18 protein-coding genes are annotated in these 21,236 nt (G+C 64.0%); 2 read left to right on the plus strand and 16 right to left on the minus strand.

Annotated features, from left to right (window positions below; translation table 11 throughout):
* Positions 1-13: 13 nt before the first annotated feature.
* From kduD to uxaC, 7 genes are all read right to left on the minus strand, one after another.
* Entirely contained in the window at positions 14-781 is a 768-nt protein-coding gene (kduD, locus tag AC0L2V_RS17100) for a 2-dehydro-3-deoxy-D-gluconate 5-dehydrogenase KduD (RefSeq protein ID WP_287072167.1), read from the minus strand.
* Positions 778-1,635, minus strand: a complete 858-nt coding sequence (kduI, locus tag AC0L2V_RS17105; protein WP_473513252.1) for a 5-dehydro-4-deoxy-D-glucuronate isomerase — start codon at positions 1,633-1,635, stop codon at positions 778-780. The genes kduD and kduI overlap by 4 nt, the downstream gene beginning before the upstream one ends.
* A 27-nt stretch (positions 1,636-1,662) precedes the next feature.
* Positions 1,663-2,439 (minus strand): FadR/GntR family transcriptional regulator, encoded by a 777-nt coding sequence (locus AC0L2V_RS17110; RefSeq protein ID WP_473520668.1) that lies wholly within the window; start codon positions 2,437-2,439, stop codon positions 1,663-1,665.
* Positions 2,440-2,448: 9 nt separating this feature from the next.
* Positions 2,449-3,729, minus strand: a complete 1,281-nt coding sequence (locus tag AC0L2V_RS17115) for a TRAP transporter large permease (protein ID WP_292597357.1) — start codon at positions 3,727-3,729, stop codon at positions 2,449-2,451.
* A gap of 4 nt (positions 3,730-3,733) precedes the next feature.
* Positions 3,734-4,261 (minus strand): TRAP transporter small permease, encoded by a 528-nt coding sequence (locus AC0L2V_RS17120; RefSeq protein WP_091600171.1) that lies wholly within the window; start codon positions 4,259-4,261, stop codon positions 3,734-3,736.
* 103 nt (positions 4,262-4,364) lie between these two features.
* Positions 4,365-5,342, minus strand: coding sequence for a TRAP transporter substrate-binding protein (locus AC0L2V_RS17125; protein WP_287050659.1), 978 nt, complete (start codon positions 5,340-5,342; stop codon positions 4,365-4,367).
* A 36-nt stretch (positions 5,343-5,378) separates the two neighbouring features.
* On the minus strand, positions 5,379-6,788 hold the full coding sequence (uxaC, locus tag AC0L2V_RS17130; RefSeq protein WP_473513249.1) for a glucuronate isomerase: 1,410 nt from the start codon (positions 6,786-6,788) through the stop codon (positions 5,379-5,381).
* 176 nt (positions 6,789-6,964) lie between these two features.
* Here uxaC and AC0L2V_RS17135 point away from each other — a divergent pair, with 176 nt between their 5' ends.
* Positions 6,965-8,449, plus strand: coding sequence for a mannitol dehydrogenase family protein (locus AC0L2V_RS17135; protein WP_473513247.1), 1,485 nt, complete (start codon positions 6,965-6,967; stop codon positions 8,447-8,449).
* Positions 8,450-8,687: 238 nt separating this feature from the next.
* Here the strand turns inward: AC0L2V_RS17135 and AC0L2V_RS17140 are convergent, their stop codons facing one another.
* The 7 genes from AC0L2V_RS17140 to AC0L2V_RS17170 all read right to left on the minus strand — a co-directional run bounded on the left by AC0L2V_RS17140 (position 8,688) and on the right by AC0L2V_RS17170 (position 17,000).
* Complete coding sequence (locus AC0L2V_RS17140; RefSeq protein WP_473513245.1) at positions 8,688-9,095, minus strand: F0F1 ATP synthase subunit epsilon; 408 nt, start codon at positions 9,093-9,095, stop codon at positions 8,688-8,690.
* A gap of 121 nt (positions 9,096-9,216) precedes the next feature.
* Positions 9,217-10,800, minus strand: a complete 1,584-nt coding sequence (gene atpD / locus AC0L2V_RS17145) for a F0F1 ATP synthase subunit beta (RefSeq protein ID WP_473520669.1) — start codon at positions 10,798-10,800, stop codon at positions 9,217-9,219.
* Between the two features lie 73 nt (positions 10,801-10,873).
* On the minus strand, positions 10,874-11,758 hold the full coding sequence (locus tag AC0L2V_RS17150) for a F0F1 ATP synthase subunit gamma (protein ID WP_287247004.1): 885 nt from the start codon (positions 11,756-11,758) through the stop codon (positions 10,874-10,876).
* A 34-nt stretch (positions 11,759-11,792) separates the two neighbouring features.
* The gene (gene atpA, locus AC0L2V_RS17155) at positions 11,793-13,322 is read right to left on the minus strand and encodes a F0F1 ATP synthase subunit alpha (RefSeq protein WP_023800086.1); all 1,530 of its coding nucleotides are present in this window, start codon (positions 13,320-13,322) and stop codon (positions 11,793-11,795) included.
* On the minus strand, positions 13,322-13,882 hold the full coding sequence (locus AC0L2V_RS17160; protein ID WP_023800087.1) for a F0F1 ATP synthase subunit delta: 561 nt from the start codon (positions 13,880-13,882) through the stop codon (positions 13,322-13,324). Before AC0L2V_RS17160 ends, atpA begins: the two co-directional genes overlap by 1 nt.
* 246 nt (positions 13,883-14,128) lie before the next feature.
* A complete protein-coding gene (locus AC0L2V_RS17165) occupies positions 14,129-14,524 on the minus strand; it encodes an AGROH133_08824 family phage infection protein (RefSeq protein WP_473513242.1) in 396 nt (131 codons plus the stop codon).
* Between the two features lie 292 nt (positions 14,525-14,816).
* Positions 14,817-17,000, minus strand: coding sequence for a primosomal protein N' (locus AC0L2V_RS17170; protein WP_091600165.1), 2,184 nt, complete (start codon positions 16,998-17,000; stop codon positions 14,817-14,819).
* Positions 17,001-17,189: 189 nt separating this feature from the next.
* Between AC0L2V_RS17170 and fsa the strand changes: the two genes are divergently transcribed.
* A complete protein-coding gene (gene fsa / locus AC0L2V_RS17175; protein ID WP_236384724.1) occupies positions 17,190-17,843 on the plus strand; it encodes a fructose-6-phosphate aldolase in 654 nt (217 codons plus the stop codon).
* 126 nt (positions 17,844-17,969) lie between these two features.
* Here fsa and AC0L2V_RS17180 read toward each other — a convergent pair whose 3' ends face one another.
* Positions 17,970-18,557: an LPS assembly lipoprotein LptE gene (locus AC0L2V_RS17180; protein WP_091600163.1), complete on the minus strand. Its 588-nt coding sequence runs from the start codon at positions 18,555-18,557 to the stop codon at positions 17,970-17,972.
* The gene (leuS, locus tag AC0L2V_RS17185; RefSeq protein WP_473513237.1) at positions 18,544-21,168 is read right to left on the minus strand and encodes a leucine--tRNA ligase; all 2,625 of its coding nucleotides are present in this window, start codon (positions 21,166-21,168) and stop codon (positions 18,544-18,546) included. The genes AC0L2V_RS17180 and leuS overlap by 14 nt, the downstream gene beginning before the upstream one ends.
* Positions 21,169-21,236 lie beyond the last annotated feature (68 nt).

The following is a 21,236-nucleotide window of genomic DNA, read 5'->3' on the forward strand; positions in this document are numbered from 1 at the left end:
ATGGGCATGCGCCTCATCGTGCCAGCCAGCCGCCGTCCACCGGCACAACCGCGCCATGCATGTAGTTTGACGCCGGCGCCAGCAGGAAGACGGCCGCGTCGCCGATGTCTTCCGGCCCGCCCCAGCGCCCGGCCGGAATGCGCGCCAGAATGGCCGTGCTGCGGTCCGGGTCGGCACGTAGCGCCTCGGTGTTGTTGGTTTCGATGTAGCCGGGCGCAATGCTGTTGACGTTGATGCCTTTCGACGCCCATTCGCAGGCGAGCAACCGGGTGATGCCGAGCACGCCATGTTTCGAGGCGGTGTAGGAGGCGACGCGGATGCCGCCCTGGAAGCTCAGCACCGAGGCGATGTTGACGATCTTGCCGCGCCGTTCGGGATCGGCAAGCACGCGCCGGGCGAAGCTCTGGCTGAGAAAAAACACCGTCTTCAGGTTGACGTCCATGACATCCTCCCAATCGGCTTGCCCCAGATCGACGGCGTCGGCGCGCCGGATGATCCCTGCATTGTTGACCAGTCCGTCGAGCGGCCCGGTTTCGTCCCAGACGCGATCGAGCATCGCCTGGGCGGCGGCGTGGTCGGCAAGATCGCAGCGCACCGCCTCGAAGCCGCCGCCCGCAGCAGCGATCTTTTCCGCGGTCTCATCCATTGCAGAGCGGCCGACGCCGACCACCGCACCACCGGCGCGCGCGATCGACAGGGCGATGCCTTGGCCAATGCCGGTGTTGGCGCCGGTGACGAGAATGCGCTTGCCGGCCAGGCTGAAAGCCGAGAGGTCGCTCATCGCAGCTCTTCCATCGTTACCGGGTCGACATCCGTATAGTCGACATTGTCGCCGGCCATCGCCCAGATGAAGGCGTAGTTGGAGGTGCCGGCGCCCGAATGGATCGACCAACCCGGCGACAGCACCGCTTCCTCGTTGCGCATGACGAGATGGCGCGTCTCGTCCGGCTCGCCCATGAAATGAAACACCCGCGCCGTCTCCGGCAGGTCGAAATAGAGATAGGCCTCCATGCGCCGGTCATGCACATGGCACGGCATGGTGTTCCAGACCGAACCTGGGGCGAGCTGGGTCATGCCGACGACGAGTTGGCAGGTTTTGACGCCCTCGGCATGGATGAACTGGAAGATCGAGCGCTCGTTGCAGGTCGCCTGACTGCCGAGATCGAGGCGCTTGGCATCGCCGATGCGGATCAGCTGGCTGCGATGGCTCTGATGCGCCGGCGCGCTGAGCAGATAGAACTTGGCCGGCTCGGCTGGATTGACTGAGGCGAATGACACCTCATTGGCGCCCATGCCGAGATACAGCATGTCGCGCGGCTGCAGCTCGTAGGACTGGCCGCCGGCTTTCACGATGCCGGCGCCGCCGATGTTGACGGCGATCATTTCGCGGCGATCGAGAAAGTTCTTTGTTCCGGTCGGCTTGATCGCCTGCAGCGGAAGCGGTGTCCCGGCAGGCATGGCGCCGCCAACGATCATGCGGTCGTAATGCGTATAGGTCAGGCCGATGCGGCCGGGCTGGAACAGGCCTTCGATCAGAAAATTGTGGCGGAGCTCGTCCGTCCCCATTGCCGCGGCGGTGACAGGGTCGATGGCGAAGCGCGAGGTGAAGTCGGTGTGGTTTTCAGTGTGATTCATTGCTGTCCCATTGGGCTGCCTCATTGGTCATTCGGTTGCCGCGGCCTTGACCGAATCGGCATAAAAAATCTGACGTGCATGCAGGCGCTCGCGATAGCGCTGCTGGCTGGCGCTGAGATGCGCGCGCATCGCTTCGCGCGCCAACTCGGCATCGCCTGATGTAATGGCGTTCAGGATCACCAGATGCTCGTCTTGCAGGCCGCGCTGATAGGCGTCGGATTGGGCGAGTTCTGTCGACCACGGCGATGTCACGTCGCAAGGAATGGCGCGCCGGCCGAGCACGTCGAGCATCTCGACATAGAACGGATTGTTGGTGGCGCTGGCGATCGCCCGGTGGAAGGCGAGGTCGGCCGGACCTGTCGGCTCGCTGTTCAACAGCAGCCGCTCGAACTCGAAGAACGCCTCCTGGATCGCCGCTTCCTGCGCGGCATTGCGACGGATAGCGGCCAGCCCGGCGGATTCGATCTCTATCGCCAGGCGCACCTCCAGCACGTTGAGCGCGATCGAATCCTTGCTGCGGATGTCCGCGGCCAGCGTGCCGAACATCGTCGAAATGTGCTCGGTGACGAAGACCCCGGCGCCTTGGCGCGGCTCGACCAGACCGTCGGCGGCAAGCTTGGCCAGCGCTTCGCGGATGACGGTGCGGCTGACCCCGAAGGTTTCGGTCAGCCGACCCTCGGTCGGCAGCTTTTGGCCTGGCTGGATCTCGCCCGCCTGCAACTGCTTGCGGATCGCCGCGACCACGGTCTCCGACAGCTTGGGCTTGCGTTCGACCTTCAGGTTGATTCCCATATCCGATGCCATTGCCAGCCCCTATTTGAAGACGCTCGGCAACCATAGCGAGATGGCCGGAATGTAAGTGACGAGCCCCAGCACCACGAGGCCGGCCCCATAGAACGGCCAGATCGAGCGCATCGCTTCCCAGACGGATATCTTGCCCACCGCGCACGCCACGAACTGCACTGCGCCGACCGGCGGGGTGTTCAGCCCGATGCCGAAGTTGAGGATCATGATGACGCCGAAATGCACCGGATCGACGCCGTAGGCCTGTGCCACGGGCAGGAAGATCGGCGTGCAAATGATAATCGTCGGTCCCATGTCCATGAAGGTGCCGAGGAACAGCATCAAGAGGTTGAGCAGGAGCAGCACGACCAGCGGATCTTCCGAGATCGCGTTCATCGAGGCTATCAGCGCTGCCGGCACTTTGAGGAAGGCCATCAACCACGAGAACGCCGCTGCCATGCCAATGATGAGCAGCACCATGGCCGTGGTGCGCACGGCGCCATGGGTGGCATGAACGAAACCTTCCCAGGTCATCTGCCGGTAGACCAGGACAGTCACGAGCAATGCATAGATGACGGCGATGCAGGAACTCTCTGTGGCCGTGAAAACGCCCGATCGCACGCCGCCGAAGATGATCGCGATCAGCAGCAGGCCAGGCACCGCGACGGCGAAGAGATGCGCGACGGCGGCGAAGCCCGGAAACGGCTCGGTCGGATAACCGCGTGAGCGCGCCACGAAATAGGCGGTGATCATCAGTGCCAGGGCCAACAGCAGGCCCGGGATGATGCCGGCGGTGAACAGGTCGGCGATGGAGATCTTTCCGCCTGCCGAGATCGAATAGATGATCATGTTGTGCGACGGCGGCAGCAGCAGCGCGATCAGCGCCGCCATCGACGTGACGTTGACGGCGTAATCCGCTCCATAGCCACGCGCCTTCATCTGCGGGATCATCAAGCCGCCGACCGCCGCTGCCTCCGCCACCGCGGAGCCCGAAATGCCGCCGAACAGTGTAGCGGTCGCGATGTTGACCTGCCCGAGGCCGCCGCGCATGTGGCCGACGAGCGAGCCGGCGAAGGCAACGATCTTGCTGGCGATGCCGCCGCGCACCATCAGGTCGCCGGCGTAGATGAAAAACGGAATGGCCAGCAGCGAAAAGACGCTCATGCCGGAATTCAGGCGCTGGAACACGATGAGCGGCGGCAGGCCGATATAGAGGACGGTGGCAAAGCTTGCGACGCCGAGGCAGAAAGCGATCGGCGTGCCGATGAGCATCAGGACGGTGAAGACGCCAAAGAGTATCCAGAGTTCCATGGCGTCAGACCTTCACGTTGGCTGTGTCGAGTTCGGCTGCGACTTCCGCCGGCGGCAGCTCATCGAGCGCATCGTCGATCGGCGCACCGGAGAGGCGAAGCACGATGCGCTCCAGCGTGAACAGCACGATGAGCGCGCCTCCCGCGACAAGCGGGACGTAGTCCCAGCCCCCCGATATGCCGAGCGACGGCAAGGTGGCGCCCCAGGTCAGCGCGACCAGCTGGCTGCCATACCAGATCATGCCGATGCCGAAGGCGAGCGCGACGAGATCCGAGATCATCCTCAGCCAACGCTTTCCGCCTTTCGGCAGCACGTAGAGCAGGACGTCGAAGCCGAGGTGATAGTTCTCGCGCACCCCGACGGCAGCGCCGAGGAAAATGAACCAGCTCATCAGCATCACCGAGCCCTGCTCGGTCCAGCTCGGCGAGCGGTTCAGAACATAGCGGCCGAACACCTGCCAGGCGACGAAGGCGGTCATCAGCACCAGCCCGATGCCGGCGATCCACAGCGCCGCCGTGCTGACGCGGGACATCACGCGCGCGATGCCGGACAGGGACGGTCTCTGTTCTGAGCTGGAGGTCACTGGTTCTCTCCGCAAGAGGGTGGCGGCGCGGAATGCCCGCGCCGCCGCTTGATCACTGAACGGCCCTAATGGCTTCGACCATCGCCTTCAGCTTGTCGTCCTTGACGTGCTTTTCGTAGACCGGTCCCATCGCGTCGATGAAGGGCTGCTTGTCCGGCGTCGTGATCTGCGAACCGGCCGCCTCGACCTTGGCACGCGATTCCTTGACCTTGGCGGCCCACAGCTCACGCTGCTTGGCGACGCTTTCCTTGGCGGCCGCTTTGAAGATCGCCTGGTCTTCCGGCGTCAGCTTGTCCCAGCTCGACTTTGCCATGACAAAGGCTTCCGGCACCATCGTGTGCTCGTCGAGCGAATAGTGCTTGGCGACTTCCGCATGCTTGGCGGTGTCGTAGCTCGGAAAATTGTTCTCCGCGCCGTCGATGACCCCGGTTTCGATCGCCGAATACACCTCGCCATACGGCATCGGCGTCGCGTTGGCGCCGAGTGCGGCCACCATGTCGACGAAGATGTCGGACTGGATGACGCGGAATTTCAAGCCGGCCATATCGGCTACAGTGTTGATCGGCTTCTTCGAATTGTAGAAGGAGCGCGCGCCGCCGTCATAAAAGGCGAGCAGCACCAGCCCGACCTGTTCGAACGCCGCCGCGATCTGGTCGCCGACCGGTCCGTCCATGACCTTGTGCATATGGTCTTCCGAGCGGAAGATGTAGGGCAGCGAGGGAACGGTGGTTTCGGGGATGAGTCCGTTGAACGGCGCCATCGAGACGCGGTTGAGGTCGATCACGCCCGAGCGCACCTGCTCGATCGTGTCCTTTTCCTCGCCGAGCTGCGCGGAATGATAGACATCGACCGAATAGCGGCCGGCCGTGCGCTCCTTCACCAGCTCGCCAAAATATTTGACAGCCTCGACCGTCGGATAGCCGTCCGGGTGCGTGTCGGACGAGCGCAGGACCGTCTGGGCGCTTGCCGTTCCGGCCATCAGTGCGGCGGCCAGTAGCGTAGCTCCCGCCAGTCTAGAAAAATGCAGCATTGGTTCCTCCCGTTTGAACGATGGCGGCAAGCGCCGTTAGAGCCGGTACGCCTTTTTTGCGAGCGTATAGGCAAGTTCCTGCGCCAGCTCGTGCGCCTCGTCCTCGCGGAGCCGGTGCTCGGCGACGAGACGCGCAAGAAAGGCGCAATCGACCCGACGCGCCACATCATGGCGGGCCGGGATGGATGGAAAGGCGCGGGTGTCGTCGTTGAAGCCGACGGTGTTGTAGAAGCCGGCAGTCTCGGTGGTCATCTCGCGGAACCGGCGCATGCCCTCAGGGCTGTCGTGGAACCACCAGGCCGGCCCGAGCTTCAGCGCAGGATAGACGCCAGCGAGTGGCGCCAGTTCGCGCGCATAGCTGGTCTCGTCGAGCGTGAAGAGGATGATTGCAAGGTCGCGCTCCAGGCCGACGCAGTCGAGCAGCGGCTTCAGCGCCGTCACATAGTCGGTTCTGGTCGGGATATCGAAACCCTTGTCCCTGCCGAACTTGTGGAAGACGGCAGGCGAATGATTGCGCCAGGAGCCGGGATGGATCTGCAGGACCAGCCCGTCGTCGCGGCTCATCTTGGCCATCTCGGTCAGCATCTGGGCGCGAAACAGTTTTCGCTCACGCTCGTCGTCCGAGCCCCGGCGGATGCGGTTGAACAGTTCATGCGCGGCAGCATCCGACAGATTGGCGGTCTCCGCCGTCGGATGGCCGTGATCCGACGCGGTCGCGCCAAAACTTTTGAAGAAGGCTCTTCTCTGGCGATGCGCATCGAGATAGCCGGCCCAGCTGCCGGTATCGCAGCCGGTGATGTCGCCGAGTCGATCGAGATTGGCAGAAAAGCCTTCGAAATCGGGATCGACGACGGCGTCCGGCCGGTAGGCGGTGACGACGCGGCCCTCCCAGCCGCTGTCGCGGATCATCTGGTGCCATCTGAGATCGTCGAGCGCGCCTTCGGTCGTCGCGATGACCTCGATGTTGAAGCGCTCGAACAGGGCTCGCGGGCGAAAATTCTCCCACTGCAGCAAGGACGAGATCGTGTCGTAATGGCCGTCGGCGGTTGCGGCCGTCAGCGGCTCTTCGATGCCGAACAGATGGGCAAGCACATGGTCGAACCACAGCCGCGTCGGCGTGCCGCGGAACAGATGATAGTGCTCGGCGAAGCGCCGCCAGATCGTTCTGCCGTCAGTCTCCACCGGTGAGCCGTCGAGCGTTGGCACGCCGAGATCCTCGAGCCGGACGCCCTGGCTGAACAGCATCCGGAAGATGTAATGGTCCGGCACAACAAGCAATTGCGCCGGATCGGAAAACGCCTCGTTGAGCGCATACCAGCGTGGATCGGTGTGACCGTGCGGGCTGACGATCGGCAGATCCTTGACAGCGGCGTAAAGGTCGCGGGCGAGCGACAGCGGACGCGCCTCCGAGGGAAACAGCAAATCCGGATCGGTCAATACGGCCACGTCGTTCCTCCCAACCCGGCCATCGGTAGGATCGGAAAGAAATAATGTCAACATACAAAAAATAGATTGTTGTATGATGACTTTAACGCAACGTCAGCCCATTGTGCGGGAACGAAACGGATGTTACGCCGCATGCCTGCCACGCCCGGCACGAGCTCGATCAGACCCATCGCACGATGACAGACAGACGCCTTTCCAACAGCACGCGGCAGGCATTGCCGGCCTCGGTCGCGGTCCCCGGATACGACCGCGACCGTGCCGTACCCGGCATCGTCCATCTCGGCGTCGGCGCATTCCATCGCGCCCATCAGGCAGCCTATGTCGACGACTGCCTGGCGGCGGGAGAGATGGATTGGGGCATTGTCGGCGTTTCGCTGCGCAGCGCCGACACACGCGACGCGCTGGCGCCGCAGGACGGGCTCTACACGCTGGCGGTCAGGAGCAGCGACAGCGAAAGCCTGCGCGTCGTCGGCTCGATCCTGTCGATGCTGGTGGCCCCGGAAGATCCCGGCGCGGTGCTGGCCGCGCTGACCGATCCGCGCACCGCCATCGTCACGCTGACGATCACCGAAAAAGCCTATCTCAGGGCGGCAGGTGGCGGACTGGACACAGCCCAAGCCGACATCGTCCACGATTTGGCCAACCCGCAAATGCCGCGAACGGCGCATGGTTTTCTGGCCGAATCGCTTGCGCGCCGCCGCGCCGCCGGTATCCAGCCATTCACAGTGCTGTGCTGCGACAATCTCCCGGCCAACGGCGCCACGCTGCGCCGGCTGCTGGTCGAATTCGCCGCTTTGCGCGGTACCGATCTCGCCCGCCACATCGCCGATGAGGTGGCGTTTCCGTCGAGCATGGTGGATCGCATCGTGCCGGCGACCACCGATGCCGACCGGGCACGGATATCAGGCCAGCTCGACGTCGATGACGCCTGGCCTGTCATGACCGAGCCGTTCTGCCAATGGGTGGTCGAAGACGATTTCCCGGCGGGCAGGCCGGCCTGGGAAAGGTTCGGGGTCACCATGGTCGGTGACGTCGGGCCGTTCGAGGACATGAAGCTGCGCCTGCTCAACGGCTCGCATTCGGCGATCGCCTATCTTGGCCTGCTCAGCGGCTTTGAGACGGTCGACCGCGCCTTCGCCGATCCGGCGATCCAGCAATTTGTCGACGGATTGTGGGCCGAGGCGATCACGACACTGCCGAAGGACGCCGGGCTCGACACGACCGACTACACGGCCCAGCTTGCCAAGCGCTATTCGAGCACCGCGCTCGCCCATCGGACGGCGCAGATCGCCAATGATGGCAGCCAGAAACTGCCCCAGCGCATCATTGCCTCGGCAATGGAACGGATGAGTGACGGTGCCCCGCCCGCCTATCTGATGCTGGTGGTCGCCGCCTGGATCGCGGCTTGCGAGGCGCGCGGCAAAGCCTTGCCGGAAAACCACTTCACCGACCCGCTCGACCTGGCTTTGGCCGCACTCGACACTCGGCATCTGTCGGCTGGCGAAGCGGTGGTGGCGGTGTTCGACCTGGCCGGCTTCGCCAAGGGCGGTGCCGAGCGCCTGACGCTGATCGACCTCGCGGCCGCCCATCTCGAACGCCTGCGCCAGGGCGGCGTGGCTGCTGCTTTCACAGCGCTGGGGATAGTCAGTAAAAAGCCATGAGGCCGGCCTGCAACGCGCCATGCGCGCGGTAGATCGCGAACGGGCTGGGCAACGCACTTCCCTTCTCCCCTTGTGGGAGAAGGTGGCCGCGCGAAGCGCGGTCGGATGAGGGGTGTTCCCGAGAACGCCGACGCCTCATTTCTTCCAATACCCCTCAACCGTCTTGGCGCTGCGCGCCAATCCACCTTCTCCCACAAGGGGAGAAGGGAAGTGGCGCCCGGCCGAGGATTCGTGGCCTCTATGCCGACAAAATCGCGCCTTCGAGTGTGGTGAGCTGGCTAAGGAACTGCTCGGCCTTGCTGCGCGTCTCGTCGTCCTTGGCGTCGGCGACGTCTTCCCTGGCTTCCTGGATACGGCGGGCGAGGTCGGCGCGGTCGATGTCGCCGACGGCTACAGCCGATTCGGCCAGCAGCGTGCAGCCGGCCGGAACAATGTCGGCAAAGCCGCCGAACACGACGTAGCGCTCTGCCTTGCCTTCCGCGGTCTTTACCGTGACGACGCCGGGCTTGATCGTGGTCATGACCGGCGCGTGATGGGCCATGACGGTCATTTCACCTTCGGCGCCCGGAATGACGACGGATTCGACCTGCTCGGAAACCAGCAGCCGCTCCGGCGAGACCAGTTCGAATTTGAAAGCTTCAGGCATGATCAACTCAGCGAATGGTGAATGGTGAATGGTGAACGATCCGAAGACCTTCACTCAGCCCCGATTTCCTGTCCGCTGCTCCCCATTCACAATTCACAATTCACTATTGACCATTCACCAATCACGCCGCTTCGGCCGCCAGGCGCTGTGCCTTCTCGACCGCTTCTTCGATGCCGCCGACCATGTAGAAGGCGGCTTCCGGCAGGTGGTCGTAGTCGCCGTTGCAGAGGCCCTTGAAGCCCTTGATGGTGTCGGCGAGATCGACCAGCTTGCCCGGCGCGCCGGTGAACACTTCGGCGACGAAGAAGGGCTGCGACAGGAAGCGCTCGATCTTGCGGGCGCGGGCCACCGTCTGCTTGTCCTCTTCCGACAACTCGTCCATGCCCAGGATGGCGATGATGTCCTGCAGCGACTTGTAGCGCTGCAGGATCGACTGCACCTGGCGGGCGACCTGGTAGTGCTCTTCGCCGACGACCATCGGGTCGAGCATGCGCGAGGTCGAATCGAGCGGATCGACGGCCGGATAGATGCCCTTTTCCGAGATCGCGCGGTTGAGCACGGTCGTCGCGTCGAGGTGGGCGAACGAGGTCGCGGGCGCCGGATCGGTCAGATCGTCGGCCGGCACGTAGATCGCCTGCACCGAGGTGATCGAGCCCTTGGTCGTCGTCGTGATGCGCTCCTGCAGCGCGCCCATGTCGGTGGCCAGCGTCGGCTGATAGCCCACGGCCGAAGGAATTCGGCCGAGCAGCGCCGACACTTCGGAGCCAGCCTGCGTAAAGCGGAAGATGTTGTCGACGAAGAACAGCACGTCCTGGCCCTGGTCGCGGAAATATTCGGCAACTGTCAGCCCGGTTAGGCCGACGCGGGCTCGCGCGCCCGGCGGCTCGTTCATCTGGCCATAGACGAGCGCCGCCTTGGATCCTTCGCCGCCGCCCTTCTTGTTGACGCCGGACTCGATGAACTCATGATAGAGATCGTTGCCTTCGCGGGTGCGCTCACCGACGCCGGCGAACACCGAGAAGCCGCCATGCGCCTTGGCGACGTTGTTGATCAATTCCTGGATCAGCACCGTCTTGCCGACGCCGGCGCCGCCGAACAGGCCGATCTTGCCGCCGCGGGCATAGGGTGCCAGCAGGTCGAGAACCTTGATGCCGGTGACCAGGATTTGTGCTTCCGTCGACTGCTCGACATAGGTCGGCGCCGGCTGGTGGATGGAGCGCATCTCGGTGCCGTCGACCGGGCCCGCCTCGTCGACCGGCTCGCCGATGACGTTGATGATGCGGCCGAGCATGCCCGGACCGACCGGCACGGTGATCGGCGCGCCGGTGTCATAGACGTCCTGGCCGCGAACCAGACCTTCGGTCGAGTCCATGGCGATGCAGCGCACCGTGTTCTCGCCGAGATGCTGAGCCACCTCGAGCACGAGACGATTGCCGACATTGGACGTTTCCAGGGCGTTCAGGATCGCCGGCAGATGTTCGCCGAACTGAACGTCGACAACAGCGCCGATGACCTGGCGAACCTTGCCAGCCAAGCCGGTCTTGTTGATGGCAACGGTCGGCGCCTTCGCCGCGGCAGCCTTGGCGGGCGCTGCCGCCTTCTTGGCCGGAGCCGTCTTCGCTGCCGCCGCCGGAGCCTTTGCCGGTGCTGCCGCCGTCGCGGCGGTCTTCGGGGCCGCCTTCTGGGGGGTCGCTGCTTTCGCCATCGTCTTTACCCTTTTCGTCTCTTTGTTTCTCACGCGATCCGCCTGAAGGTCGCTGACCTTCATGGGAGCGCGCCTAGAGCGCCTCGGCGCCCGAAATGATTTCGATCAATTCCTTGGTGATCTGCGCCTGCCGCTGGCGGTTGTAGGTGATCGACAATTTGTTGATCATATCGCCTGCGTTGCGCGTCGCATTGTCCATGGCGCTCATCTTGGCGCCCATCTCGCCGGCGGCGTTTTCGAGCAGAGCGCGAAAAACCTGTACGGAAATGTTGCGCGGAATGAGGTCGGAGAGGATTTCGCCCGGCTCCGGCTCGTATTCATAGACGGCACTGCCGCCGTCCGTCGCTTCGGCGGGAGCGGTAGGCACGCCTGCCGGGATGATCTGCTGGGTTGTCGGGATCTGGCTGATCACCGATTTGAACTGCGAATAAAACAGCGTGCAGATGTCGAAGCCGCCCTCGTTGAAGAGCTGGATGACCTTCTTGGCAATGCCATCGGCATTGACGAAGCCCAGCGTCTTCACCTCGCGCAAGTCGACGCGCTCGAGGATCAGCGCCGCATAGTCGCGACGCAGGATGTCGAACCCCTTCTTGCCGACGCAGATGATCTTGACCTGTTTCCCGTCGGCCAAAAGCTTGCGGATGTGGTCGCGGGCAAGGCGTGCGATCTGCGAATTGAAGCCGCCGCACAGACCACGCTCGGCGGTGCAGACGACGAGCAGATGCACGTCGTCCTTGCCGGTGCCGGTCATCAGCGCCGGGGCCTCGCCGCCGCCGCCGATCGCCTGGGTGATGTTGGCCAGCACCGCACCCATGCGCTCTGAATAGGGGCGCGCTGCTTCCGCCGCCTCCTGTGCGCGGCGCAGCTTCGCCGCGGCGACCATCTGCATCGCCTTGGTGATCTTCTGCGTCGCCTTGACCGAGGCGATACGGTTACGAAGGTCTTTTAGTGAAGGCATGCTTCAAACCTGATCTCGTCCGTCCGGCCGTCGTTCAAGCAAAGGTCTTGGCGAAGGTGTCGATCTCCGCCTTCAGCTTGGCGCGCAGATCGTCCGACAGCGCCTTCTCCTTGCGGATGCCGTCGAGCACCTCCTTGCCGGCCGAGCGCATGTGGCTGAGCAAGCCATGCTCGAATTTGCTGACCTGGTCGATCGCCAACTTGTCGAGATAGCCGTTGACGCCGGCGAAGATCACCGCGACCTGTTCTTCGACCCTGAGCGGCGAGAATTGCGGCTGCTTCAGGAGTTCGGTCAGGCGTGCACCGCGGTTCAGCAGGCGCTGCGTCGCGGCGTCGAGGTCGGAGCCGAACTGGGCGAAGGCCGCCATTTCGCGGTACTGCGCGAGTTCGCCCTTGATCGAGCCGGCGACCTGCTTCATCGCCTTGATCTGCGCCGAGGAGCCGACGCGCGACACCGACAGGCCGACATTGACCGCCGGGCGGACGCCCTGGAAGAACAGATTGGTTTCCAGGAAGATCTGGCCGTCGGTGATCGAGATGACGTTGGTCGGGATATAGGCCGACACGTCGTTGGCCTGGGTCTCGATGATCGGCAGAGCCGTCAGCGAACCGCCGCCATTGTCGTCATTGAGCTTGGCGGCACGCTCCAGAAGGCGCGAATGCAGGTAGAAGACGTCGCCCGGATAGGCTTCGCGGCCAGGCGGGCGGCGCAGCAGCAGCGACATCTGGCGATAGGCGACGGCCTGCTTGGACAGATCGTCGTAACTGATCAGCGCGTGCATGCCGTTGTCGCGGAAATATTCGCCCATCGTGCAGGCGGTGAACGGCGCCAGGAACTGCATCGGCGCCGGATCGGAAGCGGTGGCGGCGATGATGATCGAATAATCGAGCGCGCCGCGCTCTTCGAGAACTTTCACGAACTGCGCAACGGTCGAGCGCTTCTGGCCGACGGCGACGTAGACGCAGTAGAGCTTTTCCTTCTCCGGGCCGTGCTCGTGCACCGATTTCTGGTTGAGCATCGTGTCGAGGATGATCGCGGTCTTGCCGGTCTGGCGATCGCCGATGACCAGCTCGCGCTGGCCGCGCCCGACCGGGATCAGCGCATCGATGGCCTTGAGGCCGGTCGACATCGGCTCGTTCACCGATTTGCGCGGAATGATGCCGGGCGCCTTGACGTCGACGCGCTTGCGCTCGGTCGCCTGGATCGGGCCCTTGCCGTCGATCGGGTTGCCGAGCGCATCGACGACGCGGCCGAGCAGGCCCATGCCGACCGGCGTATCGACGATGGCGCCGGTGCGCTTGACGATATCGCCTTCCTTGATGTCGCGGTCGGCGCCGAAGATGACGACGCCGACATTGTCGGCTTCGAGATTGAGCGCCATGCCGCGGATGCCGCCGGGGAATTCGACCATCTCGCCGGCCTGGACATTGTCGAGGCCATAGACGCGGGCGATGCCGTCACCGACGGACAGAACCTGGCCGACTTCGGAGACCTCGGCCTCCTTGCCGAAATTCTTGATCTGGTCTTTCAGAATTGCGGAAATTTCCGCGGCGCGGATGTCCATCAGCCGACCTCTTTCAGTGCAAGCTTGAGCGAATTGAGTTTGGTTTTGAGCGACGTATCGATCTGGCGCGAGCCTATCTTGACCACCAGCCCGCCGAGCAGCGACGGATCGACGGTCACGGTGATCGCGACATCCTTGCCGGCAACGCTTTTCAGCGCCGCCTTCAGCTCGGTTTGCTGGGCATCGGTCAGCGCATGCGCCGAGGTCACTTCAGCGGCGGTCTCGCCACGATGCTCGGCGGCGATCTGGCGGAATGCCTTGATCATGCCGGGGATGGCGAACAGACGGCGGTTCTGGGCGACGACGCGCAGGAAATTGCCGGTAAGGCCGGTGATCCCCGCCTTGTCGGCGATCGCCGCAATGGCCTTGGCCTGGTCCTCGCTGGAGAACACCGGACTATTGATCAGGCGGGTCAGATCAGCACTGCCTTCGAGCATCGCCGCGAAACTGTTGAGGTCGGCCTCGACCTGGCCGACCGAATTCGCCTGGAGCGCGAGCTCGAACAGCGAACCCGCATAGCGCTCTGCGACACCTGAGATTGGCGATGACGATTGGGCCACGGACCGTCTTTTCTCTTGTCTGACAGGCCGCAGATTATTGGCGCGAGCGAAAACTCTGGCTAAATCTTTGACCTTACTGCATTTTTCCAAGCACGAAGACGCGGCTTCCGCTATCCCCGGCCGAAAGTCGATTGCCGTCTAGCACAGGCATTTTAAGACCGCAATGCGTCGCCCCGCATGGTTTTCAGGCACTATTGTCGCATCCGGCGGCGCGGTTCGACCGCCGGTCCCGAATTAGCCTTTGATTCAAGGCACAAAGCCGAAGGCGAAGGCAAGCGGCAGCGCCGCCAGCACCAGTTCCAGCACGATGGAAACCCAATTGAAGGGCGTGTTGGCGCCATCTGACATCATCGACAGCAGGCGGCCGAAGGCGGTGAACAGCCAGGAAAAGCCAAGCGCCATGTAGAGCAGCGGTTGCGCAAGCAGAATGCAGCACAGGCCGACGCCGAGATAGAAGCCCGACATCCTGCCGCGCCCTTCGGCGATCGCCGCCGCCTTTTCGGGCTTGACCTGCAGTCTGAGTATCCGGAAAGCCAGTGCCGGCGCCAGGAACAACATCAGCCCGAACAGCAAGGTCACGACGGCGCTCGACCACGCCAGCCACTCGCCCTGGCTCATCGGCCACGGAAACGCAAATTCCATACTGTCCCCTCGCAAATGGCTGTTTCGAAATTTCGGGCATTCTAGCGAAGCAAGAGCCATGCGCCAGATGCGCGTCACGAATTACGGGCGCGCATCAGTCCAACGCGAACACGACCGCCGCCTCGGTATGGATGCGCGTCGTACCAAGAGCTTCGTGACGGGCTGTTCCTCCTTTATGGAACGCTATGCATTATGACCACATGAGACCACACAGGGAGTGAGGCGCTCGAGGTGTGGTGCTGGAATATATTGCAAGACCCGCCTGCGGCTGACTAGGCTAACTCCAAACGCCTCACAAAAAGCTCTGCGGGTCGATGTCGACCTGCACGCGCACCGAGCCCCGCAGCTTCGGTCCCTCGGCCAGCATGGCGCGAATGAACCCCTGAATGTCGGCGCGCCGTTCGCCCTGGATCAGCAGGCGAAAGCGATGGCGGCCGCCGATCAGCGACAGCGGCGCCTCGGCCGGGCCGAGCACGAACAGGTCGGCGGCCTGAGGTGCGGCGCGCCGCAAACCCCGCGCATGGCCCTCCGCTTCCGCCCGCGTCGCAGCACTGACGATGACGCCGGCGAGCCGGCCGAAAGGCGGCAGCACCGCCCGCTCGCGCTCGGCGATCTCGCGCTCGTAAAAAGCCTCGGCGTCGCCGGAGACGATCGCCCGCATGACCGGGTGGTCGGGCTGGAAGGTCTGCAGCAGGCCAAGACTCTTCTTGCCGGTGCGGCCGGCGCGGCCGGTCACCTGGCTGAGCAGCTGGAAGGTGCGCTCGGCGGCGCGCGGATCGCCATTGGCCAGGCCGAGGTCGGCGTCGACCACGCCAACCAGTGTCATGTTGGGGAAATTGTGGCCCTTGGCGACGAGCTGCGTGCCGATGACGATGTCGGCCTCGCCATTTGCGATGGCTTCAAGCTCCAGCCTCAGCCGCCGCACGCCGCCCATCAGGTCGGACGACAGGACGATGGTGCGGGCGTCGGGGAAATGCGCGACGACCTCTTCGGCGATGCGCTCGACGCCCGGCCCGCAGGCGACCAGATGGTCGAGCGTGCCGCATTCCGGGCAGGCCTCGGGCCGCCGCTCATTGTGCCCGCAATGGTGGCAGACGAGCTGGCCGCGAAAGCGGTGCTCGACCAGCCAGGCCGAGCAGACCGGGCAACCGAAGCGATGGCCGCAGACCCGGCACAGCGTCAGCGGCGCATAGCCGCGCCGGTTGAGGAACAGCAGCGACTGTTCCTTCTTCTCCAGTGTCTGGCGCATATGGCCAAGCAGCACCGGCGACAGGAAGCCGCCGCGTGCCGGCGGGGCGCGGCGCATGTCGATCGTCTTCAGGTCGGGAAGCGCCGCTTCGGCAAAGCGCGCCGATAGCACCGCCCTGCTATAGCGGCCTTGGCTCGCATTGACCCGGCTTTCGACCGACGGTGTCGCCGAGGCGAGCACGACCGGAAAGCCGCCGATGTGGCCGCGCACCACCGCCATGTCGCGGGCATTGTAGAAGACGCGGTCTTCCTGCTTGTAGGCGGGGTCGTGCTCCTCGTCGACGACGATCAGCCCAAGCTCCCTGAACGGCAAAAACAGCGCCGAACGCGCGCCGGCAACGACGCGCACGCCACCTTCCGCCACCTGCCGCCAGACACGCTCGCGCATTCTTGGCGGCAGGTCCGAATGCCATTCGGCCGGCTTGGCGCCGAACCGTTCCTGGAAGCGCTCGAGGAAAGCGTGGGTCAGCGCGATCTCCGGCAGCAGGATCAGCACCTGCTTGCCGCGGTCGAGCGCCGCCGACACCGCCTCGAAATAGACCTCGGTCTTGCCCGATCCGGTCACCCCGTCGAGCAGCGTGACGCCGAATGCGCCGGCCGCGACATTGCTGCGCAGCATCTCGGCTGCATCGCGCTGGTCCGGCATCAGCGATGGTTGGGCGTAGCCTGGGTCGGGTGCTGCGACCACCGGTCGCGGCGGGATCATGACGGTCTCGAACACGCCTTGCGCCTTCAGCCCGTCGATGACCGTCGACGACACGCCGGCCGCATGCGCCAGCCCGGACCGCGTCCAGGCGAGCCCGCCTTCGGCTGTCTCCAGCACGCGCATCCTCGCATCCGTCACACGGTCGGGTCTGGCCAAGGTGCGTTGCAGGCCTTCGATCCACGGTTCCGGGTCGAAGGCCTCCGGCGCCCGCAGCAGCATGCGCGCCACCATGCCGGGCGGCGACAGCGTGTATTGCGCAATCCAGTCGACGAAGCGGCGCATGGCGCGGCCGATCGGCGGGCAGTCGAAGACCTGCTCGATCGAGCGCAGTTTTTTGGCATCGACCTTTTCGACGGCGCCGTCCCAGACGATGCCGGCGACCTGGCGCGGACCGAGCGGCACGCGCACGATCGAGCCCGGCACCACGCGCATGCCGGCGGGCACGGCATAGGTGTAGGGCCGCTCGGCGGGCATCGGCACCAGCACCGGTGCGGCCGCGACAAAGGGCGAATCTTCGATCATGAGGCGTGACCTTGCCCCGACTTTCGTCTAGATCAAAGTCCGACCCTCAGAGGTGCATGACATGCACTAGAGCGACGTGCGTCCATCCGGACGCACAAAGTACGCTCTAGAACTTTAAACCTCGCATCGTGCTTCCGAAAATCGATTCGATTTTCGGGCCGATGCGATAAAAATCTTCAGGAGACCGTCATGAAATTTTTTGTCGACACCGCCGATGTCAAGGAAATCCGTGAACTGAACGATTTGGGGCTGCTCGACGGCGTCACCACCAATCCTTCGCTGATCCTCAAATCCGGCGGCAAGATCGCCGAAGTCACCAGAGAGATCTGCGAGATCGTCAAGGGCCCGGTCTCGGCCGAAGTCGTCGCCACCGAATACAAGGACATGATGGCGGAGGCCAAGATCCTGGCCAGGATCGCCGACAACGTCTGCATCAAGGTGCCGCTGACGCTCGACGGCCTGAGGGCCTGCAAGGACATCCGCTCGGACGGCCGCATGGTCAATGTCACGCTGTGCTTCTCGGCTACCCAGGCGCTGCTCGCCGCCAAGGCCGGCGCCTCCTTCATCTCGCCCTTCGTCGGCCGCATCGACGACAGCGGCTGGGACGGCATGGAACTGATCGCCGATATCCGCACCATCTACGACAATTATGATTTCCAGACCGAGATCCTGACCGCCTCGGTGCGCACGGTGAACCACGTCAAGCAGGCCGCACTGATCGGCGCCGACGTCATCACCGCGCCGCCGGCGACGCTGAAGGCGCTGGTCAAGCACCCGCTGACCGACAAGGGCCTGGAGCAGTTCCTCGCCGACTGGGCCAAGACCGGCCAGACAATCGGCTGAAATCAAGAAGATCGGCTGAAATCAAACGCCGTGTTCCCGTAGAAAAGGCCGAGCAATCGGCCTTTTTTTGTGCCAGCAATCAGGCCTCGGCGGTAGCCGGAACGTCTCGATCCAGGCCGAACGGCGCTAACCCGCCACCGTCTTGCCGTGCTTGACCAGAGCCTGGGCGATCGACAGGCGCAGCAGGTCCGCCAGTTCGCGCGCCGCGCGGTTCTCGGCGTCGATTTGCGCCCGGTAGGAGGCGAACTCCTGACGGGGCCGGTCGAAGGACGACGCTATCGAGCGCTTGCCGGTCGCGATCGTCGTGCCGGTCCTGGCGTCGGTCAGCACATAATTCGCGGTCAGTGTCACCGTGCCCGCGGTTGGTTCGTCGTCATCGGTCGTGACCTGCACCTTTGCAGCGGATTCAATAAGTTCGGTAACGCCGAGATCGAGCGAATAGGCGGGCGACGCCGGCTCGCCCGCACCCTGGCCGAGCGCGAAAATCAGATTGTTGCGGACCTGCTGGGCGTAGCGCGTGTTGACCGGCTTGACCGAGATGGACCCGAGTTCGGCGGCAGCGCCAACTTGCGAACCGGCCGACAGCGGCGCGCTCGAATAGAGCGGGCGCACCGTGCAGGCCGAAACCAGCGCAACCGAAGCGACCAGCCCATACAGCGCGGCACGGCGCAGCAAATGCGTCACTTCTGTCTTCCTCGGATCAGGCAACGACATTGACGATCCTCTGCGGGACGATGATCACCTTGCGCGGTGCCTTACCTTCGAGCGCTTTCTGCACGAAGTCGAGAGCCAGAACCGCTTTTTCGACGGCACCTTGGTCCGCGTCGCGGGCAATTGTCAAATCGCCGCGCTTCTTGCCGTTGACCTGGACAGGCAGCACGATCTCGCTGTCGGCGACAAGCGACGGATCAAAGACAGGCCAGGGCCGTTCGGCGACCAGATCGGTGCCGCCGAGCGCCTGCCAGCATTCCTCGGCCAGATGCGGCATGACCGGCGCAATCAAATGCACGAGGATGTCGACGGCTTGCCGGCAAGAAGCCTTGAGCGCCGGATCGGCCTTGCCTTCGGCCGCCTCGTTGAGCGGCGTGTTGAGCGCATTGGCGAGTTCGTAGATGCGGGCGATGGCGCGGTTGAAGGCGAGCTTTTCAATGTCCTCACCCACCGATTTCAGGATCTTGTGCGTGGCCTTGGAAACAGTCCCTGCCTCGCCCTGCTTCGCCGCTGCCGGCTGGATTCCGGCGAGCGATTCGGCGGCTGTCGACACCAGGCGCCAGATGCGCTGGATGAAGCGGTGCGCGCCGGCGGCGCCCTCGTCGGTCCATTCGACGTCACGTTCGGGCGGCGAGTCCGACAGCATGAACCAGCGCGCGGTGTCGGCGCCGTAGCCGTCGGTGATCTCTTCGGGGCTCACCGTGTTCTTCTTCGACTTCGACATTTTTTCGAGCGGGCCGATCACCGCCTCTTCGCCGGTCGCGATTTCTATGGCGCGGCGCTTGCCATCGACGTCCTCCAGCCGCACCTCGCTGGGCGCAAGCCAGCGGCTGTTCGCGCCACTGCCGACCCGATAGGTCTCGTGCACCACCATGCCTTGCGTGAACAGGCCCCTGAACGGCTCGGCGAGGTCGACATGGCCGGTCTCACGCATGGCGCGGGTGAAGAAGCGCGAATAGAGCAGGTGTAAAATGGCGTGCTCGATGCCGCCAATATACTGGTCGACCGGCAGCCATTCGGTAGCTGCCTTGGGATCGGTTGGGTCGTTCGCCCGGGGCGCGGTGAAGCGCGCGAAATACCACGACGAATCGACGAACGTGTCCATCGTGTCGGTTTCGCGGCGTGCATCCTTGCCGCATTGCGGGCATTTGACATGCCGCCATGTCGGATGGCGATCGAGCGGATTGCCCGGCCGGTCGAACTCGATGTCGTCGGGAAGCTTGACCGGCAGGTCCGCCTTCGGCACCGGCACCACGCCGCAATCCTCGCAATGGATCATCGGGATCGGGCAGCCCCAGTAGCGCTGGCGCGAAATGCCCCAGTCGCGCAGGCGGAAGTTGACCTTGCGCTCGGCCATCGGCCGGTTGCCGATGGTCTTTTGTTCCAGCAGCTTGGCCACTTCGTCGAACGCCTGATCAGGCTTCATGCCGTCGAGGAAGCGCGAATTGATCATCACGCCGTCGCCGACATAGGCCTCGTCGATGATCTGGAAGTTTCCCTGGATCTCGCCTTCCGGCATCACCACCGGAATGACCGGCAGGCCATATCGGTTAGCGAAGTCGAGGTCGCGCTGGTCACCGGACGGGCAACCGAATATGGCGCCGGTGCCGTACTCCATCAGCACGAAATTGGCGACGTAGACAGGCAGAGTCCAGTTCGCATCGAACGGATGGACGACTCGTATACCGGTATCCATGCCCTTTTTCTCGGCTGTCTCCAGTGCTGCCACCGAAGTGCCCATGTGATGGACTTCATCGATGAACTTGGCCAGCGCCGGATTGTTTTCGGCCGCCTTCTTGGCCAGCGGATGGTCAACTGCGACCGCCATGAAGGAGGCGCCGAAGATGGTGTCGGGCCGCGTCGTGTAGACCTCCAGCTCATCTTCGCCGTCAACTGGAGTGGCCAGCGGCCAGCGGATCAGCAGGCCTTCCGAACGGCCGATCCAGTTCGCCTGCATCAGCTTCACTTTTTCCGGCCATTCGTCGAGGCCTTCCAGCGAGTCCAGCAGGTCCTGCGCATAGTCGGTGATCTTGAAGAACCACTGCGTCAGCTCGCGCTGCTCGACCAGCGCACCGGAGCGCCAGCCGCGTCCGTCGATGACCTGCTCGTTGGCAAGCACCGTCATGTCCTCCGGATCCCAGTTGACCTTGGAGGATTTGCGCGTCACCAGCCCCTTCTCGACGAAATCGAGGAACAGCATCTGCTGGCGGTGGTAGTAGTCGACATCGCAGGTGGCGAATTCGCGCGCCCAGTCGAGCGACAGGCCCATGACCTTGAGCTGCTCGCGCATGGCGGCGATGTTCTGATAGGTCCAGTCCTTGGGATGGACCTTGTTCTGCATCGCCGCGTTCTCGGCCGGCATGCCGAAGGCGTCCCAGCCCATCGGGTGCAGCACGTTGAAACCCTTGGCCCGCTTGTAGCGCGCCACCACGTCGCCCATCGTGTAGTTGCGGGTATGGCCGATATGGATGCGCCCCGACGGATACGGAAACATCTCGAGCACGTAGTATTTCGGACGCGGGTCGTCGTTGTCAGCCTCGAACAGCTTCTTGGCGTCCCAGGCCTTCTGCCATTTGGGCTCTGATGCGCGCGGATTGTATCGTTCGGTTGCCATTGGGTGTTTTTCACTTAAAAAGCATGCGCGAACAGCCGGACATGCCCGGCGGCTCAGGAAATGTCGTC

It is taken from the genome of Mesorhizobium sp. WSM4814 (assembly GCF_055811595.1).